This is a genomic window from Exiguobacterium sp. s63, assembly GCF_018617335.1.
GTDB lineage: Bacteria > Bacillota > Bacilli > Exiguobacteriales > Exiguobacteriaceae > Exiguobacterium.
Map to the genome: position 1 here is coordinate 1 of NZ_JACSKB010000002.1, position 19,206 is coordinate 19,206.

Below are 19,206 nucleotides of genomic sequence, written 5' to 3' on the forward strand. Positions count from 1 at the left end.
CCAGGCAAGATCGTTCCGCAATAGCTCAGTGGTAGAGCAACCGGCTGTTAACCGGTAGGTCGTAGGTTCAAATCCTACTTGCGGAGCCACTTTCTCTTTTGGAGAGCTGTCCGAGTGGCCGAAGGAGCACGATTGGAATTCGTGTAGGCGGCAAAACCGTCTCAAGGGTTCGAATCCCTTGCTCTCCGCCAGTTTTTCAAATATGTAATGGCCCGTTGGTCAAGCGGTTAAGACACCGCCCTTTCACGGCGGTAACACGGGTTCGAATCCCGTACGGGTCACCATTTAATTTTATATCGTCGCGGGGTGGAGCAGTCTGGTAGCTCGTCGGGCTCATAACCCGAAGGTCGTTGGTTCAAATCCAGCCCCCGCAATTAAGTCCGGTCTCGTGGTGTAGGGGTTAACATGTCTGCCTGTCACGCAGAAGATCGCGGGTTCGAATCCCGTCGAGACCGCCATTTTTATTTTAAATCAATATACTACATATGGCTTTGTAGCTCAGTTGGTAGAGCAAAGGACTGAAAATCCTTGTGTCGGCGGTTCGATTCCGTCCAAAGCCACCATATGTGGGGGGGTAGCGAAGTGGCTAAACGCGGCGGACTGTAAATCCGCTCCCTCGGGTTCGGCGGTTCGAATCCGCCCCCCCCCACCACTTAGGGGCATAGTTTAGCGGTAGAACTACGGTCTCCAAAACCGTCAGCGCGGGTTCGATTCCTGCTGCCCCTGTTTTAATTTCATCATGGCGATTGTGGCGAAGTGGTTAACGCACCGGATTGTGATTCCGGCATTCGAGGGTTCAATTCCCTTCAGTCGCCCCATTATTATTGGGCTGTAGCCAAGTGGTAAGGCATCGGATTTTGATTCCGACATGCGAAGGTTCGATCCCTTCCAGCCCAGCCATTTTGCGGAAGTAGTTCAGTGGTAGAATACGACCTTGCCAAGGTCGGGGTCGCGGGTTCGAATCCCGTCTTCCGCTCCAATGACTTTTGGCGCCATAGCCAAGTGGTAAGGCAGAGGACTGCAACTCCTCTATCGTCGGTTCGATTCCGACTGGCGCCTCCAACATAATATGCCGGTGTGGCGGAATTGGTAGACGCGCACGACTCAAAATCGTGTTCCTCTGGAGTGTCGGTTCGACTCCGACCACCGGTATCCGTATGACTCTAACTGAGGTTAGGGTCTTTTTTGTGTTCTCTATCCTTTTTTTGAGAAGGGAGGACATTCATTTAGCTCGAATGTTTTAACAAGAAGAAATGAGGTAGATGTTATTCAATCAGAACAATCGAATCGGTTTATCCGAATTGCTGACAACGAATGTGTCGGATCGAGTCGCTTATACGAAGTGCTGACTCGAGAAGTGACCAAGCACGAATGGCTCTTATCTTTGTGTGAAGACATACCAAAGGGACAACCTGCTCCAAATCTATTGTTTGCCGCCGTTCATGAACTGGTACTTCAACACTCTGCTGATGAGTTAGCCACCTATTATCCTAGCGTGACAAAATCTCCAAAACAGGCTGAAGATGTATTTCCCTCTTTTTTTAGCTTTTTGCCATACATACGAAAGTGAAATCCGTCATCGATTGAGGACCCGTCGTGTGCAAACGAACGAGGTTCAACGATGCGCCTACTTGTATCCGATCTTTTCGAAGATTCAACAACAGACGAAGCGACCACTCGGACTGCTTGAAATCGGAACGAGTGCAGGACTTCAACTATTTGTTGACCAGTACGCTTATGAGTATAATGGTGTCCGATTCAATCGGATAAACGCCTCATCAGTAAACATCTTAGCGACCGTCGAATCGAACGAACCACTCCATCTCGAGGCTACGACGTCACTAGACATCGGAACGCGTATTGGTGTCGACTTGAACATTGTAGATTTGACAGATGAAGCAGAGCGGTCGTGGTTGAATGCGTTAATTTGGCCAGAACATGAGTCACGGCGTCAACTGCTCCAGGCGGCCATGAATGAAGTCGATTTTAATACGGTGACGCTCATTGAAGGGGATGGCGTGACGATGCTACAAGAACTTGTATCACGTGTGCCGGAGACAGAGACGTTATGTATCTTCCATACACACGTTGCGAATCAGATGTCACGTCCCATTAAAGAAGAACTCTTGAGGCAAGTCGAGCGAATTGGACAATCACGAGACGTCTTCCATATCTATAACAATGTTCAAGATCGTTATCTACACGTCGATTTGTATCTAGATGGTCAACTCACAGCGTTGACGTATGCAGAAACGGAGGGGCATGGCCGTCAATTTCAAATCATGACATCACTCGATTCCTTGTTTCATCAAGGATCATTTGAATGATTAAGGTATACCAAGATATTATTTCTAATGATTTTAGAAAAACTTACGAATACTTGTTGACAGTTTAATAGTATAGGTGTATATTAACTATAGTCGCTTGAACGACAACAATATTTCATGCGGGTGTAGTTTAATGGTAAAACCTCAGCCTTCCAAGCTGATGACGAGAGTTCGATTCTCTTCACCCGCTTCACATCTCTCTGCCGAGTGGCGGAGAGATTTTTTGTATGCGAAAATATATAGAGGAGGTGAACGGAATGGACCCGTACACATTAAAACAACAAATCATCGAGTACGCCGAAAACATTGGGATTGATGAGTTGAAAGTGACAACGGCTGATCCGTTCATCGTCATGAAACAGCGACTTATTCGGCAACAAGAGAAAGGGTTTGCCTCTGGGTTTGAAGAGCCCGACTTAGAGAAACGTACGAACCCGGAACTCTTACTTGAAGAAGCCCAGTCAATCATTGCGATCGCCATTGCCTATCCAAGTAAGTTGAAGGACGCACCACGTAGTGTCGCTGGCGAGAGACGAGGACTATTTGCCCGAGCCTCATGGGGACTGGATTATCACCGCGCCGTCGGTAATCGATTAGAGAAGCTTCAATCGTACATTGAAGAATTGGTTCCAGGCGTCCGGACGCGCTCGATGGTCGACACGGGTGAGCTCGTCGACCGGGCCGTCGCTGAACGTGCCGGGATCGGCTTTAGCGGGAAAAATTGTTCGATCATCTCACCTGAAAAAGGATCCTATCTTTATTTAGGCGAAATGATTTTAGATGTTTACTTGCCGCCGGATGAAGCGATTGAAGATGGGTGTGGCGACTGTGATAAATGTATGACGGCCTGTCCGACGACGGCACTCGTTGAACCTGGTGTCCTCGATGCGAAGCGCTGTATCGCTTATCTCACGCAGATGAAGACGTTGATGCCACGAGAGTTTCGTTCAAAACTTGGTGGACGACTATATGGATGCGATACGTGTCAGCAAGTCTGTCCATATAATCGCAAAAAGGATTGGCGTCACCACGAAGAACTGTTGCCGGAAGCTGAGATTGTCAAACCGCTCTTAGAGCCACTTTTGACATTGAGCAATCGAGAGTTCAAACAAAAGTTTGGACACTTGTCGGGCGCATGGCGAGGGAAGAAACCGATTCAACGAAATGCGATTTTAGCACTCGCGCACTACCGTGAACCTTCAGCAATTCCGATCTTACGAGAATTCATCAAACAGGATGAACGAGAAGACATGCGCGCAACGGCTGTTTGGGCAATCGGTGCCATTCTTGGACCTGATGCCGATTCGATGTTCGAAGAGATTGAACGAAATGAAACGTCTGATATGGTTCATGAAGAGATTCGTATCTATCGAGAGGAGTGGGCACATGAAGATCGTGTCGTCTAAATGGGGACCGTTAGCGTATGAATTAAACGCAGCAGGCAAACTGACGGCTCTTGAGTTCACAACACATGAACCGACAGAAGAAGCACCTGAGTGGTTGCGAGATCTCATGGTGCGAGTTGAGCAGAATGGATTCCATGAAGCAGATCGTGCCTACGTCGAAATGAACGGGACACCGTTTCAACAGGACGTCTGGGATGCGCTCTTGACCATTCCATATGGTGAGACGCGCACGTATAAACAAATCGCTGAACAAATCGGTCGACCGAAAGCCGTTCGCGCCGTCGGTCAGGCGCTCAATCGAAATCCGTTGCCGATTCTGTTTCCGTGTCATCGTGTCATTGGAAGCAGTGGAAAGCTTGTCGGTTTTGCGGGAGGGTTGTCCGAAAAACAACGCCTTCTAGAATTTGAAATGAAAAAGTGAGGGAAATCAATCATGGCGATTCATGTCGTAATGTTTCAACCAGAAATACCAGCAAATACAGGGAACGTCTCACGGACGTGTGCGGCGACGAACTCGGTCCTTCATTTGATCCGTCCGCTAGGGTTCTCGACGGATGATAAAATGTTGAAGCGTGCCGGTCTCGACTATTGGCAATTTGTCGATGTACGCTATCATGACTCGTTAGAAGAGCTATGGGAGAAACATCCGGACGGACAGTTCTTCTACATCACGAAGTACGGGGAACAGTACCCGAGTGATTTAGACGTTTCAGATGTGGACGGTGACTATTTCTTCGTCTTTGGTCGTGAAACGAAAGGATTGCCGATGGAAGTCATCGAGAACAACTTGGACCGCTGTATCCGCCTACCACAATCGAATCTCGTCCGTTCATTGAACGTATCTAATACGGCAGCCATCATTGTCTATGAAGCGCTTCGCCAACAAGGATATGCAGGATTGAAATAAAAAAAGAGCCGGATTCGTTAGAATCCCGGCTCTTATTCGTTACCCTCAGGTTTACGGTTATATCCAGCTGTCAAAATTGCTGAGAGGAAGACGACGCTGATTCCAACCATCAATAATAGGCCCATCCAAAAATCCCCCTTTTATTCTCCATAACTATAAATAGTATAATATACTTGGTAGGTGAATTGCACTGAATATAAGAAATTACTGTGAAATTGGAGAAGGAACATGAAAACGAATGTGTATTTATTAAGCTATGCCCCGCTCATCGGAATTATTTTGTTTTCCATGTCGCTTGCGATTGCGACATCCGAGTACGTAATCCAATGGCTGAATCAAATTGGTGTATATAGTGAAATTATCGAACTCTTATCTGTGCAAGAAACGAAAGTGCTTGTACTCGTCGTATTCTTCACGGTTTTCTTTATGCTGTTTAGCGCTTTTAAATTGGTCGCCGATACGTTCAATCAACTCGGCTTCGCCTTTTTTGCGCGCGAAACGAACGGGACATCGCTTCATCGATTGAAACCCGGGGCCATCATTTTCCTAATTGGATCAGGGATCAGTTTCCTCTTTTTGAACACTTTACTCGCCGTCCTTGCCGTCCTCGTCGGTACGCTCTTGATGTATCTCTTTTACTACGTCTGGCAAGTGAGCCAATCGATGTCTGTCCCACGCGCCATCGGCTTGTTGCTTATGCAGGCCGTCATGTGGGCGACGTTAATCAGCGGATTAGGTTGGTCAATCCTTCGCTTGTTTAACTCTGTCGGAGATATCATCTTATGATGTATGCTTTTGAACCGACGATTGACGTGTTAGAAGCCTGGTCTCATACATTTGTTCCGGAAGAGACCTTGTATTGGATTGATTCGTCATTTCTTGAAGGTTTACCGAGTTCTTGTCTCGTGATTCCGAGACAGGAATTCTTTCATCATCCGCTGTACCGACGGCCCGACATCACGAATCCGTATGTGACCTGGCAGATGGGGCAAGAGGTTACATATATTGTGCATGCGTTTTCTCCATTTTTACATGAATTACAAGACCAAGTTAGAAATCGTCTGTTGGAATACCAAGTGATGACCCATCGCGGTCTCATTTTACCAATCAGCGTTACACAGATGACGAATTGGTCAGATGACGCGATCGTGGAGAAGGATGGGGCACATTTCCTCGTCTTGCATCACGCGAATTGGAATGCGCTCACAATGAAGATGCGATATTCGCTTCTACTCGACTATGCGAAGGAGTGGGACACATGGGAAGGGGAAACCTATGATGACTCGACCGCTTCGCATCTTAAGGGATATGTAAATCGGTTTCCGATCAAGGACGGAAGTAACTGTCTTGCGGCGACACTGTTTGCGATCACAGGAAATGAAGAGATGGTTCACCAGTGGATTCATCCAGAGACGTTTTTACAAACGTTAAAATTAAGTGGATATGACTCGGTAGAGGATCATCGTCCAACAGCAGGAGACGTCATGACGTTTTGGAATACACAGGGGCAACTGATTCATGCTTGTTACTGTGTGCGTGAGGACCTCTACTTCAATAAACATGGTCAAGTTCGTTTCAATCCTTGGAAACTCATCCAGTCAGAAGAACTTAAGACACATTGGGGCGCATATCGACTACAAATCGCGCGCAAGAAATAAGAAAGAGTCAGCCGATGAAGGCTGACTCTTCAGACTGTAGACAAAGTATAGGTCTTATGCCCAATCCGGACATGGCTCGCTTTCCTATGGGCAAGCAGGGAGCCGCATCGCGACTGCGTCACTGCTGGGTCTCCCTTTGCTTGCTATTCCCTCAGGAGTCTCGCCTGCCCGTTCTTGGTCACCTTTTGTCCTTCATCCCATATAATGGTGTGAGAAGAACACACAGGGGCGGAGCTGATGATCAACAAGTCGACACGATCCATCAATCACGGTCTGACGAACGGAACGGATGTTGAACGGCGGCTCGAGGCGGATGATCTCGGGATTGATGACGGGCGGGCTCGGCGTTTACCTTCCTTTTCCCTGATGCATCGATTCGAAGTAAGTATTTAGTATTTTCTTCGGCCGTCGTGGCCTTAGAAAAAAGACGAACGGCCGCCAGGTGACGACCGTTTGCGTTGCTCGCCCGACGGCGCCGCGACTCCTACAGGAAAGCGTGGGCGCCGGAAGGACGAGTTCGAACATGTTATTTGTCAACATTAAAAGAGTCAGCCGATGGAGGCTGACTCTTTTAATGTGCTTCCGTCCAGACAATCGCTGGATACGCACGGTTAGCGAGATCTGGGAAGGGACGTGGCGTGTCGGCACCTAGCCAGATGGCGGTGATGGTACGGTCGGTTAGTCCAACGTACCACATGTCTTTGTTGTCGTTCGTCGTGCCAGTCTTGCCTCCGAGATATTCATAATCCGCTTTCACTCGATTCGCATATCGTCCCGTTCCGTAAGTCGTGACGGTCGATAATGCCTTCTTCATTACGTTCACGGTATCCGATGACCAAATAGGTTCTTCCGTTAATTTTGGCGTCAATGTCGGCTCACCCGATTTAAAGGTGATTTGTTTAATCGTATGCCCAGACGTATAGACACCTTTGTTTAAGAATGGCGTGTAGGCGGCCGCTAGTTCTTTTGGGGAGACCCCTTGCGTAAGACCACCGAGGGCACTCGCTAAATTCTCATCTTTTTCATCCCATTGACTAAACATCATGTCTGCTGTTTTGTAGGCACGCTCTTGATCAATGGCTGAGAAGGCGGCGAGAGCAGGGGTGTTATACGAGTAAGCGACGGCATCTTTCAATAAGACATCACCTAACACGCGATCGTGACTATTTCCTGGACAGTAGGACCCGTAACAGGTCGGACGGCCATCGAGTACCGTTTCAAGCGTCGCACCCGTCTCTTCGATGAATGGTGCGAACACGAGGACAGGTTTGATGGCAGATCCCGGTTGACGATACGCTTGTGTCGCGCGGTTGAACTCCCCGACTTGAGTCATTTCCGAATCAACCATCGCCACAATCCGTCCTTGAGGTGTCAGTTCCGTATAGCCACCGTTTACACCAGGAGGTAGTTGACTCATCACACGTTTGGCTTGGTTTTGTTTCCCCGTCGACAAATAGGTCTCAATCGTCGCTTCGTGGGTGGATAAGTAATCTCTTGCTTCAGTGTCATCTAAATCATATCGTGAGCGAACCAATTGAATGGCCTCGCGGACAGCCGTATCCATATAATCCGGATATTGAATCGTTTGACTGCGAAACGAAGCTTGCAATTTCACGCCATGGTATTGGTCATAGGCGCTCTTTGAAAGAATTCTTGCGTCGTACAGTTGCGTCAAAATGCGGTCCTTCCGCTCGAAAAAAGCATCGGATGGATGAAGTGCGTCGTAAAGGGACGGGTTATTCGGTACCGTCAACAAGTAAGCGAGTTGATTCCAATTTAAATCGTCGAGTGATCTAGAAAAGTATGTATCGGCTGCGGATTGAATGCCATATACATTATGACCAAAAAATATAACGTTGCTATAGGCTGTCAAAATTTCTTTCTTGCTATAGTTTTCTTCGAGTGCTCGTGCGAGTAATAATTCTTTCACTTTTCGTTCATATGTCCGCTCATGGGTAAGGTACACGTTTCGTGCGAGCTGTTGTGTGATCGTACTTCCGCCTTGAACGGAGGTCTCGTTCGCATTATTGATAAATGCTCGGGCAATCCCGCTCAAATCATAACCGGGATGGGCATTAAATTTACGGTCTTCAATCGTCGTGATGGCATCCTGAACATGTTCGGGTAACGCCTTCGGAGATACATCATTTCGACGGCCAGCCAAGTAGATTTTCTGTTCTCCACCGTTGTATGCGAGTGTGACAGCATGTTTTGAAGAGAGCGGTTGGGCCGACACCAATTCTTGTCCCCAAGAGAGGATTTCGTCTGCCTGATCGATTTCTTCTTTCAATGCTGTCGCAAGCGACAAGGAGGCGGCCAAAAGTCCTGCAAAAAATAGGGTTCCAATCCAAGCTCTCATCTTTTTCACCTCTCTCTATACATTATATCGTCCGATTTACAAAAAAATAAAAATGTAAACGTTATCATATAATAATTCGAGAAGGAATACTTTAGGAAATAGCGAAAAAGGGTAAAAGAGGTTGTATATTACGATTTTGAGGAGGCTTTTTATTTATGAAGCAAGAAATGGTTGCGATGCTCCTTGCAGGAGGAGAAGGAAAACGATTGGGGCCTCTCACGCGAAAAACGGCGAAACCTGCCGTTCATTTCGGGGGGAAGTACCGCATTATCGATTTCCCATTATCAAACTGCACGAACTCGGGAATTACAACAGTCGGGGTGTTGACGCAATATGAGCCACTTGAATTGAATCGTTATTTAGGAATCGGGACGGCATGGGATTTAGATCGGCGTAACGGGGGATTAGCGATACTCCCACCTTATCAAGCACAGTCGGGGAAAAACTGGTACGAGGGGACAGCCAATGCAATCTATCGTAACTTGAGCTATATCGACGATTACGATCCGGATTACGTCTTAATTTTATCGGGAGACCACATTTACAAAATGGACTACGAGAAGATGCTCGAAGCCCATAAAGAGAAACAGGCCGACGTGACCATTTCGGTCATGGAAGTACCTTGGGATGAAGCGTCACGTTTCGGAATTTTAAACACAGCGGATGACCTTCGCATCAACGAGTTTGAAGAGAAGCCTGAAGAGCCGAAGAGCAACTTGGCCTCGATGGGGATCTACATCTTCAACTGGAGTGTCTTACGCGAACATTTAATCAAAGATGCTGAAGATGAAACATCGAGCTTTGACTTCGGGAAAAATATCATTCCAAATACACTTCTTCAAGGTCTTGACGTCTTCGCCTATAAATTTAAAGGCTACTGGAAAGACGTCGGAACCATTCAATCGCTCTGGGAAGCGAATATGGATCTCTTGGAAGAAGAGCCGCCGTTCGATTTGTATGACCCGGAATGGAAAATCTATTCGGTCAACCCAAATCAGACGCCTCAGTATATCGGGAAAGATGCCTGTGTCGAGCAGTCTGTGATCAACGAAGGGTGTCATATCGAAGGGGAAGTCCAACATTCGGTCCTATTCTATGACGTACGTGTTGGAGAAGGATCGCTCGTCAAAGACTCGGTCATCATGCCGGGAGCCAGAATCGGGAAGGATGTAACAATTCACAGAGCCATTGTCGCAAGCTGTGCAGTCATCGAAGACGGCGCGACAGTCGGTGAGCCGGGTGGTGAAATCGTTGTTATTGAACCACACGAAAACATTGAAAGCGGCACCGTCTTCAAACAACGAGTTTGACACGAGTAAAGAGACACGCAAGGAGGCGTTACTGTTGACGAACGATTTATTAGGGGTCATTAACTTAGGCACGGAACAAGGACTATTCCCAGAATTCACAGGACATCGCAATTTGGCGTCAGTTCCATTCTCGGGACGATATCGTCTGATTGACTTTACATTGACGAATATGATTACACAAAACATCAGTCAAGTCGGGATCTTTACGTTAGACAAGTATCGTTCTTTGATGGACCACCTCGGCTCGGGGAAAGAATGGGACTTAGACCGCTCGCAAGGTGGACTTCACATCTTCCCACCAGCACTGAAGCCTGACGGAGAAGCGTATCTTGGCGACTTGGCCAACTTCTCGATGCACCGTGAACACTTTATCCGCAGCAAGCAGCCGTATGTGGTCATCACAGGTTCGAACGTACTGACGACCGTCGATTATAACGATATGCTTGAACATCATAAATCGATGGGCGCGGACATCACGCTTGCCTATACGACACATGAACAGAAATGTGGCTACTGCCGTCCGATTCGTCTTGGTGAGAACGATCGCGTAGTCGGAATCTCCGAGCGAGGATTCTCACCGGATGATGAATACACGTATACAGAAACGATCATCATGTCGAAAAATCTCTTTATGCGTCTCGTCGATGAAGCGACTTCGAAAGGTGAGTATGATTTATTAGACGGCGTCATTCGTCCGCAACTCCATCGTCTTCACGTCCATGGCTATCACTATGTCGGGAAAATGCAGGTCATCCATTCAGTACTTTCTTATTATAACGAGAGTATGCGATTACTCCGTGGCGAAGGCATCATCTATGACTTCCCACATATCTATACGAAAATCAAACATGAGCCACCGACTCGTTACTTGAAAGGTTCAAAAGTAAACGAAGCGCTCGTGGCGAACGGGTGTAAGATTCATGGTGAAGTTCAAAATAGTATTCTCTTCCGTGGTGTTCAAGTCAGTAAACATGCACGTGTGAAAAACTCGATCATTTCGTCGAAGTCAATCATTGAAGAAGGGGCTGTCGTCGAGAATGCGATTTTGGATAAAGAAGTTGTGGTAAAACGAGGACAAGTCATTCGAGGCACGATCGACGAACCGATTGTCATCGCGAAACGAACAGTAGTGTGAGGAGGATTTTATGAAAATTTGGTATGTTGCTTCAGAAGCGGCACCGTTTATGAAAACGGGGGGGCTAGCCGACGTTGTCGGTTCGCTCCCCCAAGCGGTGGCGAACCTAGGAGAAGAAGTCAGTGTCGTCATGCCGAAATACGGCTCGATTGCTAAAGAGTACGTGGACGAGATGGAATATTTATTCGACCTCATTGTTCCAGTCGGTTGGCGTAAGCAATTCGGAGCGGTTCTTAAATTAGAACGTGATGGCATTACGTATTATTTCATCGATAACGAATATTACTTTAAACGTGACGGGGTCTTATACGGACACTTTGATGATGCCGAACGTTTCGCTTTCTTCTCACGTGCCGTACTCGAGATGATTGGAAAAATGGAAGAAGTGCCTGATGTCCTTCATTGCCATGATTGGCAGACAGGGATTCTACCAGCCTTCTTACGAATTCATTATCAACATATTGAAGCGTATCAACGCATTCGTACGGTGTACACAATCCATAACCTACAATACCAAGGAATCTTCCCAGAAGAGATTCTTGGGGAACTGTTACAGTTCGGTCCTGAACATTTCACGGCTGAAGGAATTCAACATAACGGTCTCGTCAATTATATGAAAGCTGGAATCGTGCACTCGGATCAAATCACGACCGTCAGTCCATCGTATCGAGATGAAATCATGGAGCCATACTACGGTGAAGGGTTAGACGGTGCCTTACGTCATCGCGCTGTCGATGTGCGTGGGATTTTAAACGGAATCGACTTGGCGACCAACGATCCAAGTACAGATACACGGATTGAAAAGACATACAATCTCGACTCGTACAAAGAAGGAAAAGGTGTCAACAAACGAGCGTTACAAGAGCGACTTGGGCTAGAAGTGCGCGACGATATCATGCTCATCGGTTTTGTCAGCCGACTCGTTGACCAAAAAGGCCTCGATCTCATCAACGGTGTCCGTGAAGAACTTGGACAGCTTCCTTGTCAGTTCGTCTTTCTCGGTTCGGGACAACCGGAATATGAAGGGATTGTTCACGAGATGACGGCAGCTCACCCCGGGAAAGTCGGGTCATATATTGGTTTTGACATCGAACTTGCGCACTTGATCTATGCCGGATCGGATGCTTTTTTAATGCCGTCACGTTTTGAGCCTTGTGGACTCAGTCAGTTGATTTCTATGCGATATGGAACGTTACCAATCGTACGTGAGACGGGTGGACTACGGGATACGGTGAAACCTTATAATGAGTTCACGCAAGAAGGAACCGGGTTCGGCTTTGCAAACTATAATGCTCACGAGATGTTGGCGACGATTGAAAAAGCCATTCGTGTCTATTATGAAAAAGAAAATTGGCATGCCCTCGTCCATCAGGCGATGACCGCGGACTATAGCTGGAAACAATCTGCCAAGCAATATCGTGAGTTATATCATTTATTCGCATGAGTGGAAGGAGCTAACTTGATTTATGTTCACAGATAAACAGAGCTTTGTCGACGCGTTTAAAGAACGGTTCATCGCATTAAATGGGAAATCGATCGAAGATGGGACAGAGCAGGAAGTGTATCAAACCTTGGCGACGATGGTACGTGAGCAGGCTATGCCGAAATGGATCCATACCCGCGAACGTCAAGAAGAAAAACATAGTAAGCAAGTCATTTATTTCTCTCTTGAATTTTTATTAGGACGTTTTTTATACAATAACCTCCTCAGTCTAGATGTACTAGAGCTCGTTAAAGAAGGGCTTGAAGACCTCGGATACGACTTCACCGAGATCACCGAGTGGGAACCAGAACCGGGTCTTGGGAACGGGGGACTCGGACGATTGGCAGCTTGTTTCCTGGATTCCTTAGCCGCACTCAGTTTACCTGGGCACGGGAACGGGATCCGCTACCGCTATGGACTCTTCAAACAGAAAATCGTTGACGGATATCAAGTCGAGTTGCCGGATAACTGGCTCCGTGACGGCAATATGTGGGAGACGAGACGTCAGGATAAGGCGGTCGAGATCAATTTCGGTGGCTGGATTGAGATGAAGCAAATCGGAGACCGGTTGCGCGTCGTTCATCACCCGGATGAGGTTGTTCTTGCCGTTCCATATGATATGCCGATTATCGGATATCAAAATGATGTCGTGAATACGTTACGTCTTTGGAACGCAGAATCGCCGCTTGACGATGAGGCGTATTTAGAGAAAACGAAAGGGACGTATAAAGACCTGTTGAAGCACAAACAGTCGATTGCGACCATTTCAGAATTTCTCTATCCGGATGATACGACCTATGAAGGAAAAGTATTACGTTTGAAGCAACAATACTTCTTTGTATCGGCAGGCATTCAATCGATGCTCGCTTCCTATGTGAAACGGAATAAGCCACTCAAGCAATTAGGTGATCATTATGCGATTCACATCAACGACACGCATCCGGTCGTCGCGATTCCTGAATTGATGCGCATCTTGATGGACGAGCATGGATATGGGTGGGACGAAGCATGGCGCATCACGAAGAGTGTCATGTCGTTCACGAACCATACGTTACTCGCAGAAGCATTAGAGAAATGGCCGGTCGAGATGTACCAGCGCCTCTTGCCGCGCGTGTATCAAATCATCGAAGAAATCAACCGACGTTTCTGTCGAGACGTACTCGTCAACTATCCACACCTCGAATCCCATATGGGTGAGATCGCCATCGTATCCAATGAACAGATCAATATGGCCAACTTAGCCGTTGTCGGTTCTCACTCAACGAACGGCGTGGCGCAGATTCATACGGACATATTAAAACAGCGCGAGATGCGTTACTTATATGAGATGTTCCCGCTTCGCTTCAATAACAAGACGAACGGGATCACACACCGCCGCTGGCTTTTAAAATCAAATCCGCGTTTATCCGACGCCATCACGGAAGCGATCGGCCCGTCATGGATCGAACATCCGAATGATTTGGAGAAGTTGATGGATGTCTCGAAGGACCAAAGTTTCCAAGAAAAAGTCATGAATGTGAAGCAACAGAATAAATTTGATTTAGCAGCATACATTCAAGAGGAAACGGGAGAGAAAGTGGACCCGCACTCGATCTTTGACGTGCAAGTCAAACGCCTACACGCATACAAACGACAACTGCTGAACGCTCTTCATATCCATGCGCTTTACTTGAAGATTCAGGCGGACCCGACGTTCACAATGGTACCTCGTACGTTTATCTTCGGCGCCAAGGCTGCGCCAGGTTACTACTATGCGAAAGAAATCATTCGCTATATCAATGCGCTTGCCACGCTCATCAACAAAGACAAACGGGCGAGCCAATTCATCAAAGTCATCTTCCTTGAAAACTATCGTGTCTCCATGGCCGAACGAATTTTCCCAGGGTCTGACTTGAGTGAACAAATCTCGACTGCGAGTTATGAGGCATCGGGAACCGGAAACATGAAGTTCATGATGAACGGTGCCTTGACGATTGGGACGTTAGACGGAGCCAATATTGAGATTCGTGATGCCGTCGGTGATGATCACATCTTTATCTTCGGATTATCCCCGCAAGAAGTCATGAACTATAAGAAATTTGGCGGATATCATGCGGCTGAGATGTATCACGCACATCAAGAAATCAGAGATGTCGTCGATGGTCTCGTCAATGGAACATTCGATAAAGTGGGCGAGTATCAATTCCAATCCATCTTTGACTCACTCCTCGTCTACAACGATGATTTCCTTGTCTTGAAAGACTTCGTCTCCTATATGCGGGCGCAGCGACGTGTCGATGAGGTGTTCAGTGATCCGTCGCGTTGGGCAGAGAGTTCCATCGTCAATACGGCAAAATCGGGGATTTTCTCGAGTGACCGTACCATTACGGAATACGCCAACGCAGTCTGGAATATCAAACCGACGAGCGTGAAATAAAAAACGATCCACCCATTATGGGTGGACCTCGTTTTCTGGATAGCTGATCCAATCAGAATAGGACCCCGGATAGAGCCGGACATCATCTTTTCCGAGCGCATGGAGTGCCAAAATATTGACACAGGCGGTTACACCGCTACCACAATAGAAGATTGGGTTTTCGACAGGGAGAACATCTTGATACAGTTCCTTCAAGTCGTGAAAATCTTCTAATGTTCCGAGTTCGGTGATGGCCTCTGCATAGGAACAAAGTAACGCATTGGGGATGTGACCTGCTTTTTGGTCAATCGGTTCGTGTGTGCCGTTGAAGCGATCTTCGGTTCGCGAATCATAAAGCGCACCAGTGGTCGCGGCTTTAACTTCCTCCAGGGTCGCAATCATGTGGTCTTGAAAGTCCGGCGTATAGTCGCTTGCCGGATAATGGGGAACATCTATCGAGGTATCTCCGCAATAGGTGATACCTGATTGAATGCCACCTTCTAGGACGACGACGCGCTCGTGGCCGGCCCATTTAAAGAGCCACCATGCGCGGGCTGCAAACGGGAAGCCATCATCATAAATGATGACGAGGTCTTCTTTTTTCAAGCCGATGCGACGAAGTGTCGCCGTCCATGCTTCTTTCGAGGGAAGCGGATGGCGTCCGCCATGTTCGCCGACCGGACCGGACAAGTCTTCCATCAAATCGAGAAAGACCGCGTTCGGAAGATGTCCCTTTCGGTAGACATATTTACCATAGGACGCGTCGTTTAGCGAATATCGGCAATCGATGAAACGAATCGAGTTCGTATGCACGATTTGTTTTAATTCTTGGGCACGCATTGTTGGAAACATTCATATCACCTCGAGGTTTCGTTACTCTCATCGTATACAAGATGGAAGCAATTGGCGAGTACTTCGATTGAATTTTTTAAGTGTGAAAGGGGAACTGGTCATGACATGGCAACAAACATATGAACGTTGGAATCAATTTGATGGGCTCGAACCGCATTTGCGTGCGGAACTCGAGGAACTTTCTCAAAACGAGACGACGTTAGAAGATGCGTTTTATAAGACATTGGAGTTCGGGACAGGCGGCATGCGTGGAGAAATCGGACCGGGTGCGAACCGAATGAACATTTATACGATTCGAAAAGCATCCCAAGGGTTTGCGGACTTTATCTCTGCTTCGGGGGAAGAGGCGAAACGTCACGGCGTTGTCATCGCCCATGACTCTCGTCATTTTTCACCTGAATTTGCGTTAGAGGCGGCACGGACGCTTGCCTCGAATGGCATCAAGACATACTTATTCCCAAGTCTACGTGCGACACCTGAATTGTCGTTTGCCGTGCGTCATTTGAATGCGTTCGGTGGAATCGTGATCACAGCGAGCCACAACCCACCGGAATATAACGGGTTCAAGGTCTACGGGGCAGACGGTGGACAGCTTCCGCCAGCAGAAGCGGATGAACTCGTCAGTTACGTCAATGCGATTGAAGACGAGTTGAAAATTGAGATTGAAGATGAAGCGGCGCTTCGACAAACGGGACTACTCGTCACAGTCGACCCATCAGTCGACGAAGCCTATATGGAGGCGCTCCAGTCCATTCGGATTCATCGTGACGTTCAGGACAGCCCGCTTAAAATTGTCTATTCTCCGCTCCATGGGACAGGACGTCGTCCGGTCATGGAAGGATTAAAGGCGTATGGATTTGAGCACGTGACGATTGTAGACGAACAGGCAGAGCCAGACGGTGCCTTCCCGACTGTCAGCTATCCGAACCCAGAAGAAAAAGCGGCGTTTAAACTGGCGATGGAATATGGGGACCGCGTCGGGGCTGATTTACTCATGGCAACGGACCCGGATGCGGACCGTGTCGGCTTGACGGTGCGCGGACGTGACGGAGAATGGTTCGTCTTGACCGGCAACCAGACAGGTGCACTCTTAATGGAATACATCTTGTCACAAAAGAGCGAGACGGGGACCCTCCCATCAAACGGATTCGTTGCTAAAACAATTGTGACGTCTGAACTCGGTGCAGCGATTGCGAAGTCGTACGGCGTACATGTTGAAAATACGTTGACGGGATTCAAGTTCATCGGTGAGAAGATTAAACAATATGAAGAGTCCGGGGAATATGAATTCTTATTCGGATATGAAGAAAGTTATGGCTACTTGATTGGAGACTTCTGTCGTGACAAGGATGCCGTTCAGGCTTGCTTACTCGCAGCGGAGATGGCGGCATACCATAAACAGCATGGTCGGACGCTCTATGATGCGTTGCAGGCGATCTATGAGAAGTATGGATTCTATGAGGAATCTCTCCAGTCGATGACATTGAAAGGGAAAGCCGGACTCGAACAAATCGGACGAATGATGGAGGCGTTCCGCGCCAATCCACCAAAAGAAGTCGGTGGATACGAAGTCGTTCGTTTCGAAGACTATAAGAAGCAAGTGACGACCGACCTACAGACCGGCACGTCTGAAGCCATCGCGTTGCCGCCATCGAACGTCTTGAAGTTCGTCTTTGCGGACGGTTCGTGGTTCTGCCTTCGTCCATCTGGCACAGAGCCGAAAATCAAGTTTTACTTCAGCGTACATGCCGATCGTGCCGAGAAGACGACCGCAAAACGTGAAGCGATTGAAGCAGATGTCATGAAGCAAGCGGAAGCGATTGATTGACGAGGAACATCACTCTAGAAATAGGGTGATGTTTTTTGTTTGACATGAAGACATCTCGCCAGTATGATGAGGATATTGTTTAAAACCGTGTAATCATATAAGGATTATAGGAAAGGCGGAGTTATTATGAAAAAGACATTAACAAGCGTACTCGCAATCGGAGCATCTGTCGGGCTTCTCGCGGCTTGCGGTAACGAAACAGACAGTGGAGCGGACGAAGCGGTCATCACGGTCGGGACAGAGGCGACATACCCACCATTCACTTACAAAGAAAAAGGTGAATTGATGGGATATGACATCGACGTCTTGAACGAAGCGGCAGAACGTGCGGGTTATAAAGTAGAGTATGAAGCGATGGACTTTAAAGGACTCGTTCCGGCACTCGACGCAGAACGCATTGACATGATTGCCAACCAAATGAGCATCACACCTGAGCGTGAAGAAAAATATGCATTCTCTGACCCATATGCGGTATCAGGTGCACAAGTCATCGTTGCATCAGATAACAATGATATTCAAGGAATCGATGACCTCGACGGTAAATTAGTCGGTTCGACACAAGGTTCTGCTTACGCACAAATGGCTGAAGAAGCCGGAGCTGAAGTGAAATTCTACAAAGGGGCGAACCAAGTTTTACAAGACCTCGAAGTGGGTCGTTTGGACGCAGCCCTCAACGACCGTCTCTTCATCTTGACGGAACTTGAAAAAACAGGATATGACGTCAAAGCGGTCGGTGATATCTTCAACACGAGTGAAGCTGGATTCATGACACGTCAAGATAGCGACGTGCTAGACAAGTTGAACGATGCGCTTGCAGAGATGAAAGAAGACGGCACGATGAAAGAAATCGGTGAGAAATACTTTGGTGAGGATATCAGTCAATGAATGAACTGATCACGACCGTCATAGATAACCGTTCGGTCTATCTTGAAGCCATCCAGCTCACGTTGATCGCCAGTGTCCTGTCGATTCTTCTCGCCTTGGCGCTTGGTCTGATCATCGCTTTACTTCATAGCAGTCCAATCAAAATCGTACGGTTGTTCACACGGACGTATATTTCTTTCTTCCGTGGAACACCGCTCTTACTTCAATTGTTGATCTTGTATGTCGGTCTCACCGGAGTCGTGCAACTCAGCGGGATGCAGGCGCTCATCTTCGGATTAGGTTTCCACTTTGCGGCCTATATCTCGGAGGCGTTCCGAGCAGCCATCAACTCGGTGGACAAAGGACAAGTGGAGGCAAGTGTCGCGCTCGGTATTCCGAAAATGAAGCGTTTCAAAGATATCATTTTCCCGCAGGCGCTCTCTCGTGCCATTCCGCCTGTCTCGAACTCGGTCATCGACATCATCAAGTCGACGTCACTCGGTACGGTCATTGCGGTACAAGAATTGACGTATGTGTCTGACCAAATTGCGGCAACGACGTATTTGGTCATGCCACTACTCTTGTTCTCAGCTTCGATTTACTGGATTTTATCGACTTTGATTCAAGCCGGTCAACATAAGCTCGAACAGCGCTATGCGATTCGATAAGAAAAAGACTCGAT

The 19,206-nt window shown here is 47.6% G+C and carries 17 protein-coding genes and 14 tRNA genes; 29 read left to right on the forward strand and 2 right to left on the reverse strand.

Annotated elements, in window-relative coordinates:
• The first annotated feature begins 14 nt into the window (after positions 1-14).
• The 22 genes from KNO90_RS06755 to KNO90_RS14710 all read left to right on the forward strand — a co-directional run bounded on the left by KNO90_RS06755 (position 15) and on the right by KNO90_RS14710 (position 6,691).
• Positions 15-89 (forward strand) — tRNA-Asn (locus tag KNO90_RS06755).
• Positions 90-100: 11 nt separating this feature from the next.
• Positions 101-191 (forward strand) — tRNA-Ser (locus KNO90_RS06760).
• Between the two features lie 18 nt (positions 192-209).
• Positions 210-284, forward strand: a tRNA-Glu gene (locus tag KNO90_RS06765).
• Positions 285-300: 16 nt separating this feature from the next.
• A tRNA-Met gene (locus KNO90_RS06770) sits at positions 301-374 on the forward strand.
• Between the two features lie 8 nt (positions 375-382).
• Positions 383-458 (forward strand) — tRNA-Asp (locus tag KNO90_RS06775).
• 29 nt (positions 459-487) lie between these two features.
• Positions 488-563: transfer RNA gene (locus KNO90_RS06780), tRNA-Phe, on the forward strand.
• A 5-nt stretch (positions 564-568) separates the two neighbouring features.
• Positions 569-652, forward strand: a tRNA-Tyr gene (locus KNO90_RS06785).
• Positions 653-655: 3 nt separating this feature from the next.
• Positions 656-726 (forward strand) — tRNA-Trp (locus KNO90_RS06790).
• A gap of 16 nt (positions 727-742) precedes the next feature.
• A tRNA-His gene (locus KNO90_RS06795) sits at positions 743-818 on the forward strand.
• A gap of 7 nt (positions 819-825) precedes the next feature.
• Positions 826-900: transfer RNA gene (locus tag KNO90_RS06800), tRNA-Gln, on the forward strand.
• 4 nt (positions 901-904) lie between these two features.
• Positions 905-979, forward strand: a tRNA-Gly gene (locus KNO90_RS06805).
• A 9-nt stretch (positions 980-988) separates the two neighbouring features.
• Positions 989-1,062 (forward strand) — tRNA-Cys (locus KNO90_RS06810).
• 9 nt (positions 1,063-1,071) lie between these two features.
• Positions 1,072-1,152: transfer RNA gene (locus KNO90_RS06815), tRNA-Leu, on the forward strand.
• Between the two features lie 190 nt (positions 1,153-1,342).
• On the forward strand, positions 1,343-1,570 hold the full coding sequence (locus tag KNO90_RS14815) for a DUF2332 family protein (protein WP_483299291.1): 228 nt from the start codon (positions 1,343-1,345) through the stop codon (positions 1,568-1,570).
• Positions 1,524-2,327, forward strand: a complete 804-nt coding sequence (locus KNO90_RS06825) for a DUF2332 domain-containing protein (protein WP_215113301.1) — start codon at positions 1,524-1,526, stop codon at positions 2,325-2,327. Before KNO90_RS14815 ends, KNO90_RS06825 begins: the two co-directional genes overlap by 47 nt.
• Before the next feature lie 119 nt (positions 2,328-2,446).
• Positions 2,447-2,517 (forward strand) — tRNA-Gly (locus KNO90_RS06830).
• Between the two features lie 67 nt (positions 2,518-2,584).
• The gene (gene queG, locus KNO90_RS06835) at positions 2,585-3,733 is read left to right on the forward strand and encodes a tRNA epoxyqueuosine(34) reductase QueG (protein ID WP_214739291.1); all 1,149 of its coding nucleotides are present in this window, start codon (positions 2,585-2,587) and stop codon (positions 3,731-3,733) included.
• A complete protein-coding gene (locus KNO90_RS06840; RefSeq protein WP_214739293.1) occupies positions 3,714-4,154 on the forward strand; it encodes a methylated-DNA--[protein]-cysteine S-methyltransferase in 441 nt (146 codons plus the stop codon). The genes queG and KNO90_RS06840 overlap by 20 nt, the downstream gene beginning before the upstream one ends.
• Positions 4,155-4,166: 12 nt before the next feature.
• Positions 4,167-4,640, forward strand: coding sequence for a tRNA (uridine(34)/cytosine(34)/5-carboxymethylaminomethyluridine(34)-2'-O)-methyltransferase TrmL (gene trmL / locus KNO90_RS06845; protein WP_015880908.1), 474 nt, complete (start codon positions 4,167-4,169; stop codon positions 4,638-4,640).
• Between the two features lie 228 nt (positions 4,641-4,868).
• Positions 4,869-5,426 carry a DUF5366 family protein gene (locus KNO90_RS06850; RefSeq protein WP_214739295.1) on the forward strand — a complete coding sequence of 186 codons (558 nt, stop codon included), beginning with the start codon at positions 4,869-4,871 and terminating at the stop codon, positions 5,424-5,426.
• Complete coding sequence (locus KNO90_RS06855; protein ID WP_215113302.1) at positions 5,423-6,298, forward strand: hypothetical protein; 876 nt, start codon at positions 5,423-5,425, stop codon at positions 6,296-6,298. The genes KNO90_RS06850 and KNO90_RS06855 overlap by 4 nt, the downstream gene beginning before the upstream one ends.
• Before the next feature lie 237 nt (positions 6,299-6,535).
• Positions 6,536-6,691: a hypothetical protein gene (locus KNO90_RS14710; protein ID WP_251127391.1), complete on the forward strand. Its 156-nt coding sequence runs from the start codon at positions 6,536-6,538 to the stop codon at positions 6,689-6,691.
• Between the two features lie 178 nt (positions 6,692-6,869).
• Here the strand turns inward: KNO90_RS14710 and KNO90_RS06865 are convergent, their stop codons facing one another.
• Positions 6,870-8,657: a transglycosylase domain-containing protein gene (locus KNO90_RS06865; protein ID WP_214739299.1), complete on the reverse strand. Its 1,788-nt coding sequence runs from the start codon at positions 8,655-8,657 to the stop codon at positions 6,870-6,872.
• A 155-nt stretch (positions 8,658-8,812) separates the two neighbouring features.
• Here KNO90_RS06865 and KNO90_RS06870 point away from each other — a divergent pair, with 155 nt between their 5' ends.
• Genes KNO90_RS06870 through KNO90_RS06885 form a run of 4 tightly spaced genes read left to right on the forward strand, consistent with a single transcriptional unit; the run spans position 8,813 to position 15,001 of the window.
• Positions 8,813-9,967, forward strand: a complete 1,155-nt coding sequence (locus tag KNO90_RS06870; RefSeq protein WP_214778761.1) for a glucose-1-phosphate adenylyltransferase — start codon at positions 8,813-8,815, stop codon at positions 9,965-9,967.
• Positions 9,909-11,102: a glucose-1-phosphate adenylyltransferase subunit GlgD gene (gene glgD / locus KNO90_RS06875; protein ID WP_251127392.1), complete on the forward strand. Its 1,194-nt coding sequence runs from the start codon at positions 9,909-9,911 to the stop codon at positions 11,100-11,102. The genes KNO90_RS06870 and glgD overlap by 59 nt, the downstream gene beginning before the upstream one ends.
• Before the next feature lie 10 nt (positions 11,103-11,112).
• The gene (glgA, locus tag KNO90_RS06880; RefSeq protein WP_214739304.1) at positions 11,113-12,546 is read left to right on the forward strand and encodes a glycogen synthase GlgA; all 1,434 of its coding nucleotides are present in this window, start codon (positions 11,113-11,115) and stop codon (positions 12,544-12,546) included.
• A gap of 22 nt (positions 12,547-12,568) precedes the next feature.
• Complete coding sequence (locus tag KNO90_RS06885; protein WP_214739306.1) at positions 12,569-15,001, forward strand: glycogen/starch/alpha-glucan phosphorylase; 2,433 nt, start codon at positions 12,569-12,571, stop codon at positions 14,999-15,001.
• A 15-nt stretch (positions 15,002-15,016) separates the two neighbouring features.
• On the opposite strand, the gene KNO90_RS06890 is transcribed toward KNO90_RS06885, so the two are convergent.
• A complete protein-coding gene (locus tag KNO90_RS06890) occupies positions 15,017-15,832 on the reverse strand; it encodes a sulfurtransferase (protein WP_214739307.1) in 816 nt (271 codons plus the stop codon).
• A 100-nt stretch (positions 15,833-15,932) separates the two neighbouring features.
• Between KNO90_RS06890 and KNO90_RS06895 the strand changes: the two genes are divergently transcribed.
• The 3 genes from KNO90_RS06895 (at position 15,933) to KNO90_RS06905 (ending at position 19,192) form a co-directional block, all read left to right on the forward strand.
• Positions 15,933-17,660, forward strand: coding sequence for a phospho-sugar mutase (locus KNO90_RS06895; protein ID WP_215113303.1), 1,728 nt, complete (start codon positions 15,933-15,935; stop codon positions 17,658-17,660).
• A gap of 126 nt (positions 17,661-17,786) precedes the next feature.
• Positions 17,787-18,545 carry a transporter substrate-binding domain-containing protein gene (locus KNO90_RS06900; protein ID WP_214739311.1) on the forward strand — a complete coding sequence of 253 codons (759 nt, stop codon included), beginning with the start codon at positions 17,787-17,789 and terminating at the stop codon, positions 18,543-18,545.
• Complete coding sequence (locus KNO90_RS06905; protein ID WP_214739313.1) at positions 18,542-19,192, forward strand: amino acid ABC transporter permease; 651 nt, start codon at positions 18,542-18,544, stop codon at positions 19,190-19,192. The genes KNO90_RS06900 and KNO90_RS06905 overlap by 4 nt, the downstream gene beginning before the upstream one ends.
• Positions 19,193-19,206 lie beyond the last annotated feature (14 nt).